Here is a 19,712-nt window from a genome sequence, read left to right as displayed (position 1 = left end):
CATTCCGTAATCTTCATGTATAAAATATTCGCTTTTCATTGCCAGTACATTTTTTATAATTTCCAATGCGTCTGTGGTAGGAAAACGAACACGCAGATAGTCAATCGTTAAAGTGAAAGGCTGTGTACAATTACAATAATCAAGATAATGTAAAAGTATATGTTTCATTTCTTTGCTGGCTTTTGTTTTTCCGTTTTCAATTTCATTTAAGTTCTGCCTGCTAATTTGCAATTCCTGTGCCAGTCGTGATTGCGAATAATCACAGGCATTTCTCTTTTGCTTTAATGTTTCAATAAATTCTATATCATTCATGCTTCATTCCTCCAATCAAAAAAGGCATATACTCATAGGAGCATACACCTTGTATCTTATATTTATTTTCTATTGATATGCTGTTTTAGACCTGTCGGGTAAAAAGAATATGGTGTGAAGTGAAATAAGTTCTTATAACCTTATAAATCGTTGCATATCAGCAGTTTTGTATTTATTTTTTCTCTTGTCTTTTGTAATAGTACCCCCCTGTTAGATAACGGGGGCTTGATAATCGCTCGCCATAGGCTCGCTCACAGACGAAGTGAACCATTCCCTCGCCAGCAAGCTGGCGTGGCTCTATGTCTTCGACAGCCACCGCGAATGGATCACTTCGCCTATTATGCTTTTTCGCTCTAACTTTTAATCTACCAATCAAATTATACCTCTAATGTACGAATTAAATTTACCATTTCAATAGCTCCTTGTGCACATTCAGAGCCTTTATTTCCTGCTTTACTACCAGCTCGTTCTATCGCCTGTTCAATCGTATCTGTCGTAAGAACACCGAACATAACAGGTATTTCGGTATTTAAACTGATTTGGGCAATTCCCTTTGATACCTCACTACACACATAATCATAATGGCTTGTACTGCCTCGAATAACTGCCCCTAAACAAATAATCGCATCATATTTTTTACTTTTTGCCATTTTAGACGCTATCAACGGTATTTCAAATGCTCCCGGAACCCAAGCCACCTCTATATCCTTTTCGCTAACATTTTCTCTTTTCAAATTGTCTAATGCTCCTGCTAATAGCTTTGAAGTTATAAACTCATTAAACCTTGCTACAACAATACCTATTTTAATATTTTCTGCCACTAAATTGCCTTCAAAAGTATTCATTTATTTTTCCTCCATATTCAAAATGTGCCCCATTCGGTCTTTCTTTGTTTTCAAATAAAAACTATCATAAGGATTTGCTTCTATTTCAATCGGTACTCTGCTTGAAATTCTCATTCCATAATCTTCTAACTGATAAACTTTATCAGGATTATTTGTAAGTAAATGCAATGATTTTATTCCCAAATCTCTTAAAATCTGTGCTCCAATATAATATTCTCTTAAATCGCCTTGAAATCCTAATGCAAGGTTAGCGTCAAGGGTATCCATACCGTTATCCTGCAAATGATAGGCTTTTAGTTTATTGACAAGTCCGATACCTCGTCCTTCTTGTCGCATATAAAGCAATACACCTGAACCATTTTCTGCAATCATTTTCATAGCTTTATCTAACTGCTGTCCGCAATCACAGCGTAAAGAACCAAAAACATCTCCTGTTAAGCACTCTGAGTGAACACGACATAACACATCGTTTCCATTATCCAAATTTCCCATAACCAATGCAATATGATGTTCTCCATTCAGTTTGTTGATATAACAATGTGCTTTGAATTTTCCGTATTTTGTGGGCATTTCTACAATCGAAACACATTCTACAAGTATATCATATACTTTTCTATATTCCTGTAATTCTTTAATTGTGAGGGTAGGTATATGGTGTGTTTGAGAAAATTGAATTAAATCAGGTGTTCTCATCATTTTCCCGTTTTCATTCATGATTTCACAGCATAAGCCACATTCTTTTAATCCTGCCAACCTCAATAAGTCAACAGTTGCTTCCGTATGTCCGTTCCTTTCCAGAACACCTCCATTTTTTGCAATCAGAGGAAACATGTGCCCCGGTCTACGAAAATCAAAGGGATTTATATTCTCAACCACACACATACGAGCCGTCAATCCTCTTTCTTCGGCAGAAATACCTGTTGTAGTATCCTTATAATCAATAGAAACCGTAAAGGCAGTTTCATGGTTATCTGTATTATTTTCAACCATAGGGGAAAGCATAAGTTGGTTAGCTAGACTTTCACTCATAGGCATACAGATTAAGCCTTTTGCATAAGTCGCCATGAAATTAACATTTTCTGTTGTAGCCGATTGTGCCGAACAAATCAAATCTCCCTCATTTTCTCTCTCTTTATCATCCATAACCAAAACAAGTTTTCCCTCTTGTAACGCCTGCAATGCCGCTTTTATTTTTTGATATTTCATTATTCCTTTATCCTTTCTGTTAAAATCCATATTGGCATAATAACTCTTTCGATAACTCCGTTTTATTGCTGTTGTCTATGAGTTTCTGCACATATTTACCTAATATATCATTTTCAAGATTAACCATATTCCCAATTTGTTTATCCTTGAGAACTGTTTGCTCTAAAGTATGTGGGATAACGGATACTAAAAAGTCTGTTTTCGATACTTTTGCGACAGTAAGACTAATACCGTCAATAGCAATCGAGCCTTTTTCGACAATTAAATTTAAGATTTCTCTTTTCGTATTGATTTGATACCACATAGCATTTTTCTCTCTACGCACAGAAGATATTCTGCCTGTTCCATCAATATGCCCTGTAACAATATGACCGCCCAACCTGCCATTCATAGGTATAGCTCTTTCTAAATTCACACAACTTCCATGTTTTAATAGACTAAGAGCTGTTCTATTCCATGTTTCATTCATCACATCAACTGTGAAAGACTGGCGATTAAAACAAGTAACTGTAAGGCAAATGCCATTTACTGCTATGCTATCCCCTAAATGTATATCTTCTAATATTTTTGAAGCCTTAATGGATAGTTTACAGTTACAAATATCTTTCTGTATTTTTTCTATTTTACCGATTTCCTCTATTATTCCTGTAAACATGAATAAATCACTTCACTTTCTATGAGATAATCATTTCCTACTTGAGAAAAAGCATACGGTTTAAGCATAACGGCATCATCAGGAAAAGCAACCCCTTGCCCGCTTACAGGACTTTTTGCACTCCCACCAAATATTTTGGGTGCTATATAGACTTGCACCTCATCGACAATTTGTTGTTCAAGAGCACTCCAATTCATTGCACTTCCGCCCTCTAAAAGCAGGCTATCTATCTGCATATTTCCTAAACATTGCATTAAATTCATTAAGTCAATATGATTACCTTTTTTCTTTGTATGAATAATTTCACAACCGTATTTTCTATAAAGACCTATCTTACTTTCATCACTAGAAGAAGTAGCAATATAAGTCTTAATATCATTCGCTGTTTTTATAATTTTTGATGTAATGGGTGTTCTTAAATTTGTATCACATACGATACGGATAGGATTTTTTCCATTCTCTAATCGGCATGTCAGTAAAGGATTATCTTGAATAACAGTATTGACTCCTACCATGATTGCAGTAACCTTATGCCGAAGTTGATGTACCTGTTTTCTCGCTTCTTCTCCACTTACCCATTTTGATTGATTTGTATAAGTTGCTATCTTTCCGTCTAGTGTCATTGCATATTTCATAAAAACATAGGGAATGTGCTTTGTAACATATTTTCTAAAAACTTTGATTAACTGCTGGCACTCTTTTTCTAAAATGCCCACATCAACTTGAATATTGTTTTTCTCAAGTATTTTTACACCTTTTCCAGACACAATAGGATTACAGTCTAAAGTTCCAACGACTACTCTTGTAATGCCACTGGCAATAATTATTTCTGTACAAGGTGGTGTCTTTCCATAATGACAGCATGGTTCAAGTGTTACATAAAGTGTTGATCCTATAGGTGATTCCCTGCAATTTTTAAGTGCATTTCTTTCAGCATGCATTCCACCAAAAGTTTCATGGTATCCCTGTCCTATAATCCGATTATCTTTTACAATTACTGCTCCAACCATAGGATTAGGATTGACATAGCCAGCACCTTTTTTTGCCAATTCTATTGCTAATTTCATGTATTCTGCATCGCTCATTTTTACACCTCCAAAAAAATACATGCCTTGAATAAAAGCTATCCAAGACATGCAAAAGAGGATTTATGCGATTAAATAAAATGCTCCGAAACGATACGAAATCATTTCAGAGCACGCAAAAAAGCATAAATATACTTTCATCTTCTTTCATCCAGACTATACTGTCGGCTTTGGAATTTCACCAAATCATGCCTTTCGGCTCGTGGGCTGTACCACCGGTAGGGAATTGCACCCTGCCCTGAAGATAGTTATTCAATTACAGACAATTATAATATTTGACATTATTTCTGTCAATAGAAAGTTTTTTCTCATTCGTCAAATACAATAATTTGCAAGCAGGTAAACACAGGTTATTTCTTAATATCCTTTTGTTTGGGAAACTCCCCAGTCCCAGATAGCCATATAGACCACGCCGGAGCAATCGCCGTTGGACAGTTTCTGCCGCTGACCGTCTTTGAGAAGATAAAAGGATGCAATCTGTGACATGGTGATTCCTCCTGAAAGTTAATCTTACGCGTCTCCTCTTTGCTCCAGCAAAGCAAAAACTTCATTCATATCCATTTCGAACATGACACTGTTTGCCTGCACCGGTGCAAAGTAGTAGGAAACTTTTTCTGTGCCAAATTCCTGCTCTATCTGCTCCCATTCTGAAGTGGGATAAATACAGAAAGCAAGGGTATCGCTACCGAGCGAGCCCATATACCAGCGGAGCTGATACTGCGGCGACAGATACTCCTGAATACTTCTCAGCGTAGTGTCACGGTCGGTACAATCATCTGCGTAGGGGATCGGTGCGCTGACACCATTCTTTTTCATAAAAATATCAACACCGCGTTCTTTTTCTGTTTCCACACATTCAAACTGAATTTTATCTTCATCAGGCAGTTTTTTATTGAAGTATTCGATGATAGATTCATCAAAATCTCTCCAGTCCACCCAGATCAGAGCATCGCTTTCCCAAAATTCGTCCTGATGTTCCTCATGTTCCGATAAAAACTTTCTGATTTCTTCCATACCGATTTCCTCCGTTTTGTTTTCTTACTGTAATTTATTATGTCTTTTTGAGATACTCCCGGAAGCATTCGATGAACTCCCGATTCCGCTTAGGGACATCGACCCCCTTCCGATGTGGGAAGAACCCTTCCTGTTCCACATCGTCCAGCAACTTGGGCAGATTCGAAAACCGGGCAAAGAACGGTAGTGCATAGTCTTGGATCTGCCCGGAAATCTCCTGGATAGAGCGTTCCCGCTCCAGCAGAGTAGATACCTCATAGCGGGGGAAGTCATCATACCGGCGGGTCAGCCGGGCGATGGAGGTGCCCACGATACCATCATAGGTTTTCTCCGTCCCTTCCTGCTCACTGCGCCACTTGGCAATTACCGGGGAACTCACATCGAAGAAAGCAGTAAAAGTGGTGGAGCCAAAGCGGATGGAGGGGGAAAAGTAAAAGGAGAACACAAAGATGCCGTCTTTTTTGTAGATGTCATTTTTGCTCTTGCGGTATTTGTAGCCCAGCGGGATCAAAGGCTCCGCGATCCGCTCACAGGTATAGACGAAGATCTCGCGGTGCTTGGTTCCCTTGGGAAAATCCTTCTTCTCCATGTTGCCACCTCAATCAAAATCCATCCAGACCAGGTGCTTTCCGCATTGGAGGCACTGGAACAGATAGCATTGCAGGTGCCCGCCATTGACGGATTCCCGGATCATATTTTTCTGCTCCTCGTCCCACATGGGATCGTCCAGCACCTCCTCCAGCACACCCAGTGCCCGCAGTTCTCTGGCACCCACATAGCCCAAAAAGGCACAGTAGTCGCCGCAGTGAGCTCGCCAATATTCCTGCTGCCAGCCGGAGTAGCCGGGGGTGCGGTGGATCAGCTCGTCCAGTTTTTCCAGATCGTCTACACCATCATCCAGAGAGAAATCATCTTGAAAACTACCATCATATTTCCGGGCTGCTTCGCCGTTGGCGATGCACTCTGGGCACAGATATGCAATATCCTCCACGGAAAAAAACGGATTGGTATAAAAAATATGAGTCTCCTTGCCACAGCAATCACAGACAACACCTGTTGTGGACTCCTCAAAAGCGCCAGTTTCCAAAGGGTTCGGGTGATACCGGAAGGTGGGCAGGCCCAGTTTGGCCTGCCACTCCTTCTCTTTCTGCTTTTCCTCCAGCATTTTTGGCTTAGGAATGGCGTAGTGGTTGCCCCAGTTTTCCGCATAGTCTTTCAAGACTCCCAACCGCTTGAGCATTTTTTTATTCGAGCGATTTCCAATTTGGCGGAGCAATTCATAAGCATCCTTCTTAAAGTCCAGCAGATCATATACATCCACCAGCACCGCCTTTGTCTGCTTGTCTTCCGATTGCTCCAGTTTCTCCTTGAAAGCATAGAGAGCGCGGACACTGTCTGGATTTCCTTCTGTCTCCCGAAATTGCTTTTGTAGTTCAATATATTGCTTCAGGTATTCGTTCATGTTCACAATCTCCCATCAATCCCACCAGAAATACCAGGCAGTAGACTGCCACAGGACATCCGCCAGATTGCCCACAGTGGGGGCATCCTGCTCCTGGTTCACGATATCCGGGCAGAAACCATATTGTTCTGTAGCAACTTCCATTGCCTTCTCCTTGGGAACAGGGGTCGGGAGTAGGAATTCCAACTCATCGTGGCTCATAGCAGCAGGGATGGCGCCATACTGCTCAAACCAGTATTTTGCCACTGCCATCAGCTCCGGCGTATCCGGACACTCATTCCAGTTTCCAAAGGGTAGATAGGCGAAGAGCTCCCAAGGGTTCTTTACCGGAATTTTAGCCAGAATAAGGGGATAAGTCATGTGACAATCTGAATCCCAGTAGCTGGAAAAGCGGCAGTTTTCATAACCATCCTTCATCTCGCCCAGAACTTTCTCCTCCCAATTCATGTCATCGTCCTCAGCTTCTTCCTTACGCTGACCAGTCAATTCTTCCAGAACGGCCTTCCCATCCTTTACAGGCGCTTCTATCATCTTCTTTCGATACTCCTCTACCGTTTTGAGGTCAAATTCATAGCAGTCCACATCATGATCCGGGTCAGCGTTCATTACCAGACACTCCAACAATGTTTCATCATCCGCTCGAATAAGGATAGGAACAAAGCCATCATGGAAACTGTCCCGCTTAGCGTAGCTATACGCAGCCATAATGGGGTCATCATCTGCCATAGCGGGAAAATAAGTACATTCGCAGTCCAAATATTCCATAATAGCCTGGGCCACCTCGGAAGGCTCCAGGGTATCCTCATCAAAGTTCTGTCCTTTCCAGTTTTCAAATCGCTCTCCAATTACCTCTGCCATAGCCTGATAATAATCCTCGTCAAAAGGAATGAACAGATAGGCTTCGTCTTGAATCTCCTCAGAGTAATTGCGTTCCTGCCCGATGACGCTGATTGCGTAGTTGTCAATGTCACTTGGGAAATAGGGACTATCCGGCTCCCCATAGTAGTAGGAAGCAAATGCTCGGCCAATTTTGTTGAATAGCGGGCCGACCAGCTGACCATCCAGTTCATCTCGGATAAATTCCCTTAGACCCACGCTGTCAGGATCAGCCTTGACCTTTTCTACTACCTCTCCGTACTCCACAAGGAATTTCTTATCCATCAGGTCATGCTCCATGCACCAGCGCAGGTAAATGGCCATGTGGTTGTAGGCGTTGATCTCATCCACTGGAAGAGCCTTTTCCTCAATGGTTTCCAGATGCCCGTTGGCATCATCCATTTCCACCACATAGTCGTCATCACTACTATCATCTGACTCGCTATCCAACGGTTCCCATCCGATTTTCAAAGTCATCTGCTCCTCTGGCAGAGAAACACCAGCACTGCGGGTAATGGTATGCTTATCGTCTGCCGAAAATCCGATGGTCTCACCATCTTTCAGCGTCACATCACACGCCAGCACATAGGAGGCAAGGCTTGCCAAAAAGTCCCGCAGATCCTCCGGCTCGGCGTCGGTGTTCAGCACCTCCATCTCCTCCTTACCGAACACATCCATGCCGTAAGTGTAGCCGTTCAATCCGCCCTCGCTCCGGTACAGGCCGAACCAGACCCAGTTGAAGATGGGCAGTTCGTCCTCTTTCATCATATTGGCGAAGCCCTCGTAGAATCGGGGTTCAAACACCACACCGCTGGTAAAAACGCCGGTAACATATTTCTGCTTACAGCACACTGCCATTGCCTTAGTAAACAGCTTGCCCCGTTCCAGCAGTTTTTCCTCCTCGCCAAGTACTGCCACCATGATATGGGCCTTGTGCGCTTTAGCCGCTTCTACGGCTTCTGGCCACATATAGTTATTTTCGGCGTTAATCTCTGCTTCGCTATCCGGGATGTGACCAGGAAAGAGTGTCGCAACCAGCATCATGCCGCCAACTTGCATTACCACAGCATCGCTGCTGTTCTCATCATCTTCATCTGCCCCATCTGATCCTTCATCCACAATGCCCCATTCTTCCCTCAGATCCCGGATAAACTGTTCCTTGTCCCACTCCGCTTTGGACAGGAGCACAGACCCGGCAAAGGAACCCTTACAGTCAGTTTCCTCCTCGTCGGCGTCATCCTCTTCGTCAAGATCCCCTGCCTCTTCATCTGGATCATAGAGGGATTCATGCTCCAGTCCACAAATAAATTCCTCAAAGCTGTCTGCCAGATGGGTCATCTTGTAGTCGTTCTCCTGATCCACATGGACCACCGCAGGCTCTCCCTGGGGGCCGCAGGTCCGGTAGTCCAGGAAGATCATATCGTGTCCGGCGCTGGGACAGTCACAAATGGCCACACCGATAGCGGGATATTCCCACTCATCGATCATAAACTGGCTGCCCAATTCCCCACACAGGGAATATCTCTTTTCCCGTCCAATACCCAAAATTCCTGTAATGGCCACATGATCTTCCGCCCAACTGGTCGGCTCATCGCAGGGATAGCAGGTATTCACCGGGATGCCGCCGTTGTGCTGCTTCATCAGCCAGATGTAGGAGGCAGGCAGCTTGTAGCCCAGTTCCTCCTCCACGCTGGCGATCAGTTCATCGGAAGGCAGATCACTGACATACTCTTTTAGTGCATACCAATTATCATCCCAAAAGTTGGTAAGGTCGAAGTCCTCGAAAGGGGTATCGCCAGGCACGAATTTTACCTTCTTGTTCCTGCTGTGCTGGTATTTCCGAATCTCCGCCTTACATTCCCGGATTACCGCTGTGGCATTTTCATCCTCTGGGTCCAGTTCTGCCCACCGCTGGGCATAGTGGATAGCTTTTTGCTCCTGGCCGTGGAGATACTGATAGCCGTAGGCCATCCGCATATTCCACTCCGCCTTGTCCTCTCCTTCTTCTCTGACGGACTCCAGCACCTCAATGGCGCGAAGCAGAGCCTTATCCCCTTTGTAGTTGGGGGTTCCCTCATCGTGATCGCCGATAATGGCGTAGTTTTCCAGTGCCCTCGCCAGCGCGTAGGAAATGCGGTAGTTCCGACCGTCCTCCGGGATGGCATTCAGTGCCTGGATGCAGCGGGTGTACTCGTCCTCGTCGTTCCACTGCTCCAGCTGTGTAAAGAATGCCTCCTCGTTTTGCGGGGTGTAAGGGATATAGTCTATACCATTCAACGTTTCGTTCAACTCGTCATCCTGATTCTCAGTTTCTGGCCCATCATCTTGTTGTTTTAGGGGCACAGATCCTGCTTCACGGCGGAAGGTATGGAAGATGGCCCATGGGATGTCCGTGCCTTCAAAGAACTCTTTTGCCATGTTCAGTGCCTCTCGGATGTCCCAGGCGATGAAGTCCACATAGCCGCAGTAGAGGCCGCTGGCCCCGCCGGTGAGAGTAAGCACTTCCGAACCGTCCCCGATGGTAAACAATTCCTCCAGCTTGTCCCGGAAGTCGAAGATTTTCTGACTGCCTTCCTTCTCTCGCAGGGTATCCAGGGGATAGCAGAAAAAGCCCGCCACCGCGCCGTCAGCATGGAGATCGTCCATAAAATCATTGTCGGCATTCAGATAGCCGTTGATGAGCGGCACACAGTTAGTGGAACCAGCAATTACATCCAGCCGCCAGTCGGTATCAGGGTCCTTGTTGGGTTCCATTTTGTAGCCAATGTAACTGTCCAGATAGGCTGCCGGATCGGTGGAGAGTTCCAGGCCCCGATCCTTCAGAGCATCAGGAAGTTGAGACATAAGAATGGACGGCTCCGCCTTGGGTTCCACCAGCACATCAAAGCTGTCTATATATCTCATGTGGGGGATCTCACCCAGCACCTGGTCGGTAAGGGTGGTGAGCAGCCACCAAGCCCGGCCTTCCTCCTCCCTGAGCATAGGCAGCAGCTTTTCGCAGTAGGCGGAGATGGCGAAGCTGTTTTCACCCTGCTCCTCCAGCCAGATCTGCACATCCTCTCCGGAAATCTCCCAGCCATCCTCTGTGCGCAGGCCGATATTCTGGAGGGGCTGACGGCCCACCAGGATATTCCAGTGCTCCAACACCTTCTTGGGAGCGTGTTTCTGGAAATAGACCAGTTCGAACAATTTGACTTTGTCGCCCTCCGGGGTGAGGATCAGCTCATGCTTTTCGCCGCCCACGCCCAGTTCAAAGGAGATCTCATCAAAAACCAGATTCAGGGTTTCCTCCATTTGGGCCACGATCTCCGCACCACGGATGTGATCCTTGTCCTCGTCCATCATCTGGCGCAATTCTGCTTCCATTTCGGCAAAGGTTTCCCACCAGTTCTCTGTCCGCTCTCGGAAGCACTCCGAGAACTGCGGCAGGGAAATGCCCTTCCTGCACCAGTCGATCAGCTCCATGGTGTCCTCGTCACCAGGGCGGGCCTCCAATGCCTTTTCAAAGTATCGCAGAGCCCGGCCCTCTTGATCCAGATAAAAGTAAGAGTAACCCATGCGGAAGTTCCAGTAATAGTCGTCCTCGAAGTATTCCTCATGGGGCTTTAGCAGAGCGAGGGCCTTTTTGAGCATTTCTTTGCAAGTTGGCTTATGTGGGTCTGCCAGATTGTTATAGGCGCGGGCCAACTCGCTGTCCATCTCAGGGGTACGCTCCTCGGCGGGGATGGCCTCCAGCGCATCAATAATTTTATGTTGTTTGCTCTCCTCATGCCACTTCTGGCACTGCTTCAAAATGTCCATATCAGTCTCCTCCTCGTCCTCATCCGGTTTCCAGTCTTTGATCTGCTGAAACACACCATTCTCATCCCGCTCAAAGGCACAGGGAGCGAGTGTATGCAGCAGAGGAATGATGTCGGGATCGTCGTTGCAGATCGTATTCAGTTTGTAAATCCCGGCATTGTTGGGGGCGTCCATGTACGCCTCGCTCTCGTCACCGGCGGTAAAGCGCCAGCCGCTGTCCCAGCCGCCGTCCGGCTCCTCCCGGTAGCAGTAGCCCACCTTGCAGCCCTCTACCGTGATGCGGTTGGTGGCGATGCAGCCATCGGCGCCCTCCCAGTCAGGGAGCAGATGTTTCACATCTTCCGCCTTTACATGGTAGTTCCGGTTACGGCCGGGGGATTCGTACAGCTCTTTCCGCAGCATCTCCACCTGATAAGCCATATCTGTGATCTCATCCTTACCCATCATCTCACTGATGTCATAGGACAGGGGATCTTGGACAAAGTCCGCCATGGCCTTATTCATGGCGTCGTACTCCTCCGGCGTAGCAGTGATGCGGATACGGCGGGCGGGGGTGTTGTACTCGTCCAGATCCTGAAGGTTTACACTGCCGCTGACGCTGCACTCCAGCAGAATGGCGGCCAAATCGGTGACCACATCACTGGCGAAGTGGAAGTCCATCTCCACGCCATTGGAGTGGGTGAACTCCAGATACTCCACGGTTTGGCGAAAGTCCCAGTTCTGCTTGTCCAGACCGATCTTGGCGAAAATCTCGCTGAGGGGGATCTCCTCTTGCTTCTGGTCCTCCAAAAATGCCACAAGGTTCAGGCTGTCATCCGAGCCGCCAATAAAGTTGCCCCAGTATTTTTTGATATACATCTGTCACGCCTCCTGTTCTGAATCCAGTCGATCAATGAGCTGATTCAAGTGTTCCAACCACGCAGGAGCGATCTCACCGCTATCCTCGTTCTTCCAAAGATCCACAATCTCACGGATGCCGTCCTCGTCCGGCACCTCGTTTTTGATGTCGGTGAGCTGCCGCAGCAGGAAGGCAATGGCTTCTTTGTATGCTGTGAAACCGGTGACTTTATCCCATATAGCTTCTTCATGATCGTAGTCCAGCTTGCCGTTATCCTTCCATTGGAAATACAGCTCCGCCAGAGCCATCGCAGTATTGTCAAAGAGGAAGTCGATTTGTGAAAAGTCAGATCCCAGCATGACTTCCTCTTTCATCAGTTCAATCATCTCGCCCAGATCCATTACCGGATGCTCCGGTACATATTCATTTTTGAGGATGTCCAGTACATCCAGCCCTTTGTCACGCTCTAATGCTTTTATACCCCATGCTCCCATGTCGGCACCTCTCTTTCTTTATTTCGTATCAAGCTTCTATTGTCAATCATGGTTCTCCACCCGGATAATGGGCCGGTAGAAGTCATAATCTCCGTTTAGTTCCTTGTCCTCCTGCACTTCCGGCTTACAGTGGGGCGAACAGGGTAGGAAACCGAGAAATGGGCCCAGCCCGCCGCAGATATTGCACCCGCCGTCACCGCCGCAGGTGGTAAGTCTATCAGACTGCACCACTTCCCGCATATAGGGATCGTAGGCGATGGACAGGCCGAAGAAGTTGGGTTCCTCCATATCATAGGGCCGGTTCTCATCCTCATCCATGTCCTCAAACCAGCGTAGACGCATGGAGTAGTCTAACCCATCTCCCCATGGGAACAGGGTCCGACATCCGCCGCCGCACAGGTAGGCCCACTCGTCCGCTGTGGGCAGCGAAAGCCCCTGCTTTTCCAGCCCGGCAAGAAGTGCATCGTAGTCTGTGCAGTGATAGATCCAGGTATGAAATCCATCTTCTGTCCGTTCTATGCGGGCCGACTGATGCAAGGTAAGACTGCAGCTGTCACTCCAAGCAAAATCACGGAATTCCTTCAGCCAGTCAGGGTGGGCAGTCAGCCTGGGATCGTCCATTTTGACTGGCTCCCAGTTAATTTCCTCCAGTTCCCGGCCCACCAGCATGGGGTCAATGGCCGCCTGCCGAACGGGAGCCATACTCTCTCCAATGAGTTCTGTCGGGTCCTGCTCCATTTCCCATTCCTGGAACAGATACTCCAATTCCTCCCGGCTCTCCTGATTCAGTCCCACGGCAAACTGCTCCCAGCCCAGGGTGACGGTATCGCCGGGGACAAAGACGAACTCCCGACCATCTTTCTCGAAGATGCCGGTGGTGCAGCTCTGGCCCCAGTGGTCAAAGGTATGTAGACCGAGAAAGGTCATAGTATAACGAGCAGCCAGGCTTTCCATCAGCGCCTGCTTCTCGGTGGTATCCATTTGATTGAATTGGGGACGGGACAGTTTTTCGTTCATGGAAAGTCCTCCTTCGATTCGTTTTGCGTGTTCCAGCAGATAGCTCCGACCATCCTGCTTGGCCCGTTCCAAGTATTGTGGAAGCAGGTCGGAATGGATGGCATCCAGCGAGACCAGAACGGCGATCCGCTGGTATTCCTGAAGTTCAGGAGAGTAACAGTTGCGTTCCCAAAACAGCGGAGCGAACTGTTCCACACAGTCAGGACGCAGAGCGGGCATCGCCAAAAGCGCCCGACGGCTCACATATTCATTGGGGTCCTTTGCGAAATCCAGAATTATATCCCTGACTTTCTGACTACATGAGCATTCCGGCAGATAGGCGGCAAACTGCCACTTGGCCTCATTCTCATTGGAGGCTGCGGCCCTGCGGCAGAGGCACTCAAACCATTTGGGATGGGAAGTGGTTTCCTGTATAAATCCCTCCGCTTCGTTGGCTCTGGCAATTAAATAGACCATCTCATCCAGCAGAAAGCTGTCTGCCATTTCTGCATCCATTTGGGTCAACACATGGCAAAAGGCATCAAATATATCATTCCACGCAGGGTAATCGACCTCCCACTCACCGCCAATCTCCTCGGTGGTTTTTCCGGGATAAGTGATTTCCTGCCACTGATGAAATTTTCTTGCCTGCTCCAGCAGGCACTCCCTGATGTCCTTTGCCATACGCTTACCTCACGATTTTCCGAAATGGTCCAGATATAACTCCCGCACAGAATAAGGACCTACAAGGGTTGTTTCCTGTTGGCCATCCCAGGAATACACATGAATTTTGCCCTCGTCCCCAATGTACTGCTGCTCCTCAAAGGATGCAGGGAAGGGGAAGCTTTCTACCATGCTCCAGTCGATCTTGGGTTTCAGACCATCAAACTCCTCGCGCTTGAGCCTTTTGAAGTTAAACACCAATGCTGCTCCAATCCCATCGAACAGCAAGTCTGCGTATTCTCTGGGGGTGATGCTCTCGCTTACATTGGCAGCGTCAATATTGACATCCAGAACCTTGTTGCCGCAGTTTGTCCAGATTTTGTCGGGAGAGAACCAGGTGGTGCGTTCCTCGGCGTCTGCAAAATCCTCACGGGGATACCATCCGTTTGCGCTGTCCGACTTGACGCCTTCCCGAAGCGGCCCGTTGTACGGGGAAAGCGGATAATATCGGTGCCGCACCGGATCAAATCGGTGAAACGAAATTTTCAGCAGATACCTATGCTTTTCGCTGAGCATGAGCTTATGGGGCTTCACGATATGTTCTTCGATCAAACTCCAAATGTACTCATCCACACGGATGGATACACGGGGACGGTCGAATAGTGTGATTTTGTTGGTGTCTGTATCCACATTGAGCCAGACGCGATTGATCTCAACCATTGTCATTCCTCGCTTTTCAAAACGCTCCGCTATAAAATCAGCTTTCCCAGATGGCCTCAAATTCCGCTTTCTCTATGACGCAGGCGTGGAACTCCTCGCCCCAGATATGGGCGTTTAATTCCTCCACGGTGGGGATGGGCGTAATTTCAATAGCTCCATCGTAAAGGTCAGGTATGTTGCGGGTGCGGCCATCCGCAGAGATGTCTATGGAGCGGAGGGCCAGCCGCTCATTTTCGGTATCAACTTCATAGAGGATTACCGACGGCTCTCCCTCCGGCGCATCCTCCCAAAAGAGTTTGATGTACTCGATCATTCCATTTCCCTCATTTGAACCAATGCCACCCTGTCTCGGTATATGTAATCCTCCCCATGGCCCATGCGCCAGCCAATGGAGTATCGCTCGATCTCCCGGTGGGCCAGCCAAGGGGGAGGCATGATTTTCTTATCTTGTAGTGCCATATTGTTTTCCTCATTTCTCTTGCAGCTTCTTCAGCAGCTTCACGATCCGCTCCCGGTTCTTTGCGGTTTTCATAAAGGTGGGGAGATGGTCGGCCTGGGTCATTTTCGCTCTTCCCGGCGGCTTTTCCCGCAGGTCGGCGCTGAGATAGCCGATCAGATAGGCAAGATGTTCTCGGTTGAGTGCCCATACAGGTTTTCCCTGAAATGAAGTCAAAAACCATAGTTCCAACCCGAAATAAGGTTCTCGTCCATCCCTGATTTCGCCAATATATGAAAACGCCTCCGCTGTTTTATGGACTTCTCCCGGCATGATTGTCCCACAATAGGGGCAGGCCACATGGAGAACGGAAAAGTGCTGCCTTTCCTCATCTTCAATATCCACCCGGTAGTACCTGCCGCAGTTTTTGCACTGGTTATGGACATCATAGCGGTAGATCGTCCGGTCACGGGCCACCTGATGGCCGCAGCTCAGGCAGCGGAAATAGGCGTTATCCTCATCCGCGGTCACCACGCCCGTGCCATGACACTTGGGGCATTTCACCTGAATGCCGGAGGTGAGAGCGTCGTATGCACTGTATGTAAAGTAGGGTTCATCAACAATTCGGCTCATAAACTCATATCCTCAAAAATCCCGAAGTTCCTCAAACTTCTCAATCAGGGCTTCTTTTTGAAGCGTGCTGTCTGGCAGAGCATCCAGAATATCCCGCAGAGCCATGTAGATCTCGTCCCGCTCCACGGTTTCGATAAAGCCCATCTTGTTGAAAGTCTGGGTGTAGGCGGCCACGGCATCCAGCGCCTGGGCCTGGGCATCCTCGTCCGACTGGGCAGCCAGCTTCACCAGCTGGGAACGGGTCTTGCGGTATTGACTGGCTGCCTTTTTTGCGGCGGCGGCAGGGATATGCTCCGCGCCGTCCCAGCCTCGGAAGGGATTGTCCAGGTTTTGCGCCAGCCACTCTGGTTTCCGGGGCTTGGTGATCCGCAGGTCCATTCCCGGCTTGCCTTTCCAGAGCTGCTTTGTCGCTTTTGCCGTATCTTCCGACAGGCTGGTCATCCAGAACCAGCGAAGTTCCGGCATCTGCTCCGGGGTGGGGATGTCGTCCGCCCCGTAGCCGAACAGATCAAAGGTGGAGAGGTTCGTCAGTTCCCGGAACTCTTGCACGGCGGAGAAGTTCCCAAGGTTTCCCGGCGCACCCCAGAGCCGCAGCTCCTTTAAGTGAGGATGGGCGTCAACAAGGGCGGTCAGATCAAAGTCCTTCAGCTGGATGCCATGCAGCCCCCAAAGGTTTGGCAGTTCCGTGTGCGGGCGGTATTCCCCGATAAATTGGAGGGTCAAACCGCTGCCATCTTCGGGGGCATGGATGGTACAATCGTCCGGCCCCTTGTTCTGAAATAGGAGCTGCTCTGTATCCTCACCCAGCCACAGTTCCTCCAGTCCGGTCATGTCCAGCATTAGCTTTCTGATGCTGGTGCCCCGCAGATCAAGTGTCCTCTGACCGTGGTTCAGCAGGGTTAGCTCACTGATAAAGGGATTCCCCCTCAGAAATTCCAGCAGATCCGGGTGCCACCGCTGGCAGTTGAGGTCGGAGAGGCAGGGCAGCGCCGCCAGTTCCAGCGCCGAGTCGAATGGCTCGTACTGGTCCATGATCCGATGGCTGCTGACCTTCACCGGGATACCGCCGATCTCCGTCACCCCGTCGCTCTCCGCGGCCTCCTTGAAGGCCCGCCGCCGCTCCTCCGGGATGGCCTGCCACCGGATCTGGAGATACACATCATAGCCGTCACTCCAGCCGCCGTAGGAGCGGCAGGGCTGGTCGGTGAAGGGTGGCAGGGTACCCACCAGCGTGTACTGGGGCGTGACCTCCATCGGCACCCGCAGCAGATGAAGGTCACGGGACCAGTACATGAAATCTATGTAGAGCAGGCGGAGATGAGGCAGTTCCTCCGCAGTCAAAGGGGCGTCGCCTACCCAATCCAGAGAGAGGATCACCGCCCAGGGCTCCTTGCTCACCGAGTCCGGCGGCGCAACGTAGGCCACCTGGCAGGCAGTGTAGCGTTTCAGATATTGATTGTAAACGGTATAGACCTCTCCGGCGCTGGCTTTCATGGGTTCACGCTCCTTTCATCCGTCTTTCTCTAAATAAAATCCCCACACGCAGTTGGAGAACTCTCCGGCGGCAAAGCGGTGGATCTGCCCATCGATTTCCACCTTCCAGACCTCAAAGGTATGGTTTTGGTGATAGGCAGGATCTTGGACTTTTACCCGCTTGCCAGTGGTTTGCCAGTGGTAGTCAAAGATATTTACGCCGAACAATTTGCATTGGCCGTCTGGGCCAAAGGTTTCATATTCCCAAGCCATGTGATGCCTCACAATCCCGTGCGCTGCCAACCGTTCAGCCGCTCCTGCACCGCATCAATCTTCCAGCCTTCGCCCACGCGCTTCATAAGAAAGCGGCGGTCAAAGTCGGTGGTTTTCTCTTTGGTGTAGATGTAGAGCTTGTTTTTGGTGATCTGCTCTGCGTCAAGGAATTCTTCCCCGTTGTAGGTGCCCTGGGCGCTGTACGAAAGGCCCAGGGGCCGGAAGCCCATACGGGGCTTTTCACTCACATACTTCTCCCAGATCGCCAGCAGGCGGGGTACAGCCTCGGCATCCTCAAACCCGGCCTGCTCCATATACCGCTCCCATTCTGTCATCTCGGCAAAGAAAGCGGACAACACACTGCGGCATTCCTCCGCCGCCTGCTCATCCAGATGGACGGGCTTTTTGGCCTTTTCTCGCTGGAGCTGGGAGAAGTGTTCCATCTGCTCCTTGGTGAATTGCACATGGGCCACCGGCTCAATGCGGTTGTTGCCAGCGATGGCCAGCAGGCCATTATAGGTAACGGCGGTATGGTCGATCTGGATATGGGAGAGCTTGGGGATGGAGGCCGCCTGGAGCAGACCGGCGTCGTCCAGCCCGGTCCGATTAAGGGTCAAAAGGTCCAGCTTGCTGCCGTGCAAGGCGGACAGGCCGCTGCCGTGAATGGCAGAATTGCCGTCCAACAGCAGATAGCGAAGTTTGGGCATGGGGTCAAAGATGGGGAAACAGGCGTCAGTGAGGGAGCCGTTCTCTACGCCGAAGTTAGCCATACTTTTATGTCCGGCAAAGGGTATAAGCAGTTCATCCGTCGCCGGATAATCTTTCACATGGAAGCCCACCAGGGTGTAACCGGCCAGCCGCTCCATGAGTTCCATAGTCAGTTCCGGAATTTCAAATTTCTTTTCTCCGTCCAAGGTCAGAACGCCGTTTTCCCAGTCCGCTGTCCGCGCCCGTTTTGGTAATTCCATGATGTACCTCCTTATTCCTGCTCCTTATAACTGGCTTCAATGTCAATGAACCGCACATACACGGCGCAGACTTCGCCCTTGGCGTCGTAGCCGAAGTAGACGGGATAGTAGCCGTCACCCCAGCCGGAAGCGAAGATGGGCAGATTGCAGTCCGTGTCCGGCACCGTCCAGTTGAGCCAGTCGCCGCAGTCCCCCTGATATTTGGGGTGGGCTTGGGCGTTTTCCTCCAGTAAGTCGCAGAACAGGTCGTTATAGGGGTCAATGTCCGGATCTTCCTCCAGCCGCTTGGCCCAGTATGTCTTGAAGGCCACCTGGGTCTGGAGGTCCGCAATACACCCCATCCCGGCATCTACGCCGAAACCGAAGTAGTCATCATCTCCCAGTGCCGCATCCAGATTCTCGTTGCCAACCATGCCCAGCTCATAGCGGACAGGCTTTTCCTGAGAAACCTCCACCTTGACGCAGGCATAGCGGTCGCCGTATTGTTCGCTGGGCACCACGCAGATTTTCACGGGATAAGTTCCGGAGGGGATCATTTGAAGGAAAGGCAGAGTGTCCTCCAGCTCCACCAGCGGATCGCAGGCGAAGATCTGCCCGGTGGGGAAATGGACGGCACCGATGTCCAGTACATCCACCGCCATGTTCCCAATCACTTTCTCTGTGAAATGGGCCTCCAAGTCATCTTTACAGGTCAGTTTGTTCTCGATTGCTTCGTATTTATTCAGCCATTCAGTTATAGGCATATCAGTTTCCTCCTGTTGATTCTGTTTCTTGATGTACACACTCTTTGAGCCGTCCCAGTAGCAGTTCACACACCGACCATCATGAAAATGATGGGCACAATTCGGGTAGCCATAGAGAATATGGGCACATTCCGGGCATAGCCCCATCATCTGTGAGGAGCCTTTGAAAAACAGGCTGCCGCACTCATCACAAACGACCAGTTCTTTTTCTGCCATAGG

The 19,712-nt window shown here is 49.0% G+C and carries 20 protein-coding genes and 1 riboswitch; all 20 genes read right to left on the bottom strand.

All coding sequences use genetic code 11. The features are described from left to right. A partial coding sequence (locus WKT10_RS13725) for a helix-turn-helix domain-containing protein (RefSeq protein ID WP_340277801.1) occupies positions 1 to 312 on the bottom strand: 312 nt, incomplete at its 3' end. 377 nt (positions 313 to 689) lie between these two features. Continuing rightward, the gene (gene ribH, locus WKT10_RS13720; RefSeq protein WP_120090915.1) at positions 690 to 1,157 is read right to left on the bottom strand and encodes a 6,7-dimethyl-8-ribityllumazine synthase; all 468 of its coding nucleotides are present in this window, start codon (positions 1,155 to 1,157) and stop codon (positions 690 to 692) included. Next, positions 1,158 to 2,363, bottom strand: coding sequence for a bifunctional 3,4-dihydroxy-2-butanone-4-phosphate synthase/GTP cyclohydrolase II (locus tag WKT10_RS13715; RefSeq protein ID WP_120090997.1), 1,206 nt, complete (start codon positions 2,361 to 2,363; stop codon positions 1,158 to 1,160). It lies immediately after the preceding gene. A 19-nt stretch (positions 2,364 to 2,382) separates the two neighbouring features. Then, complete coding sequence (gene ribE, locus WKT10_RS13710; RefSeq protein ID WP_120090913.1) at positions 2,383 to 3,018, bottom strand: riboflavin synthase; 636 nt, start codon at positions 3,016 to 3,018, stop codon at positions 2,383 to 2,385. Next, complete coding sequence (ribD, locus tag WKT10_RS13705) at positions 3,003 to 4,103, bottom strand: bifunctional diaminohydroxyphosphoribosylaminopyrimidine deaminase/5-amino-6-(5-phosphoribosylamino)uracil reductase RibD (RefSeq protein WP_156346753.1); 1,101 nt, start codon at positions 4,101 to 4,103, stop codon at positions 3,003 to 3,005. The genes ribE and ribD overlap by 16 nt, the downstream gene beginning before the upstream one ends. Before the next feature lie 135 nt (positions 4,104 to 4,238). Beyond that, a riboswitch (FMN riboswitch) is annotated at positions 4,239 to 4,353 on the bottom strand. Positions 4,354 to 4,460: 107 nt separating this feature from the next. Then, positions 4,461 to 4,589, bottom strand: a complete 129-nt coding sequence (locus WKT10_RS13700) for a hypothetical protein (RefSeq protein WP_278284615.1) — start codon at positions 4,587 to 4,589, stop codon at positions 4,461 to 4,463. Positions 4,590 to 4,613: 24 nt separating this feature from the next. Next, positions 4,614 to 5,117: a glutathione reductase gene (locus WKT10_RS13695; protein WP_066549685.1), complete on the bottom strand. Its 504-nt coding sequence runs from the start codon at positions 5,115 to 5,117 to the stop codon at positions 4,614 to 4,616. Positions 5,118 to 5,154: 37 nt separating this feature from the next. Continuing rightward, entirely contained in the window at positions 5,155 to 5,706 is a 552-nt protein-coding gene (locus WKT10_RS13690; protein WP_296038027.1) for a DUF4304 domain-containing protein, read from the bottom strand. Between the two features lie 9 nt (positions 5,707 to 5,715). Further along, positions 5,716 to 6,579, bottom strand: coding sequence for a CbrC family protein (locus WKT10_RS13685; RefSeq protein ID WP_340277792.1), 864 nt, complete (start codon positions 6,577 to 6,579; stop codon positions 5,716 to 5,718). A 15-nt stretch (positions 6,580 to 6,594) separates the two neighbouring features. Beyond that, on the bottom strand, positions 6,595 to 12,114 hold the full coding sequence (locus WKT10_RS13680) for an immunity protein Imm33 domain-containing protein (RefSeq protein ID WP_340277791.1): 5,520 nt from the start codon (positions 12,112 to 12,114) through the stop codon (positions 6,595 to 6,597). Between the two features lie 3 nt (positions 12,115 to 12,117). Then, positions 12,118 to 12,588 (bottom strand): DUF4259 domain-containing protein, encoded by a 471-nt coding sequence (locus WKT10_RS13675; RefSeq protein ID WP_340277789.1) that lies wholly within the window; start codon positions 12,586 to 12,588, stop codon positions 12,118 to 12,120. A gap of 42 nt (positions 12,589 to 12,630) precedes the next feature. Further along, positions 12,631 to 14,268, bottom strand: a complete 1,638-nt coding sequence (locus tag WKT10_RS13670; RefSeq protein WP_340277787.1) for a hypothetical protein — start codon at positions 14,266 to 14,268, stop codon at positions 12,631 to 12,633. Between the two features lie 9 nt (positions 14,269 to 14,277). Continuing rightward, positions 14,278 to 14,967, bottom strand: coding sequence for a hypothetical protein (locus WKT10_RS13665; RefSeq protein WP_066549702.1), 690 nt, complete (start codon positions 14,965 to 14,967; stop codon positions 14,278 to 14,280). A gap of 37 nt (positions 14,968 to 15,004) precedes the next feature. Beyond that, positions 15,005 to 15,280: a DUF6881 domain-containing protein gene (locus WKT10_RS13660; protein ID WP_066549704.1), complete on the bottom strand. Its 276-nt coding sequence runs from the start codon at positions 15,278 to 15,280 to the stop codon at positions 15,005 to 15,007. Then, positions 15,277 to 15,426, bottom strand: coding sequence for a hypothetical protein (locus WKT10_RS13655; RefSeq protein WP_242963018.1), 150 nt, complete (start codon positions 15,424 to 15,426; stop codon positions 15,277 to 15,279). Before WKT10_RS13655 ends, WKT10_RS13660 begins: the two co-directional genes overlap by 4 nt. A 10-nt stretch (positions 15,427 to 15,436) precedes the next feature. After that, positions 15,437 to 16,036, bottom strand: a complete 600-nt coding sequence (locus WKT10_RS13650) for a hypothetical protein (protein WP_066549707.1) — start codon at positions 16,034 to 16,036, stop codon at positions 15,437 to 15,439. Positions 16,037 to 16,048: 12 nt separating this feature from the next. Beyond that, entirely contained in the window at positions 16,049 to 17,530 is a 1,482-nt protein-coding gene (locus WKT10_RS13645; RefSeq protein ID WP_340277783.1) for a hypothetical protein, read from the bottom strand. A 15-nt stretch (positions 17,531 to 17,545) separates the two neighbouring features. Continuing rightward, the gene (locus tag WKT10_RS13640; protein ID WP_066549712.1) at positions 17,546 to 17,782 is read right to left on the bottom strand and encodes a hypothetical protein; all 237 of its coding nucleotides are present in this window, start codon (positions 17,780 to 17,782) and stop codon (positions 17,546 to 17,548) included. A gap of 8 nt (positions 17,783 to 17,790) precedes the next feature. Then, a complete protein-coding gene (locus tag WKT10_RS13635; protein WP_066549717.1) occupies positions 17,791 to 18,750 on the bottom strand; it encodes an NTF2 fold immunity protein in 960 nt (319 codons plus the stop codon). An 11-nt stretch (positions 18,751 to 18,761) separates the two neighbouring features. Next, positions 18,762 to 19,709 carry a DUF4241 domain-containing protein gene (locus tag WKT10_RS13630; protein ID WP_340277780.1) on the bottom strand — a complete coding sequence of 316 codons (948 nt, stop codon included), beginning with the start codon at positions 19,707 to 19,709 and terminating at the stop codon, positions 18,762 to 18,764. Positions 19,710 to 19,712: the final 3 nt, after the last annotated feature.

Source organism: Enterocloster sp. HCN-30185 (assembly GCF_037890305.1).
Lineage (GTDB): Bacteria > Bacillota > Clostridia > Lachnospirales > Lachnospiraceae > Enterocloster.
This window is presented reverse-complemented; position numbering and strand designations above follow the sequence as displayed.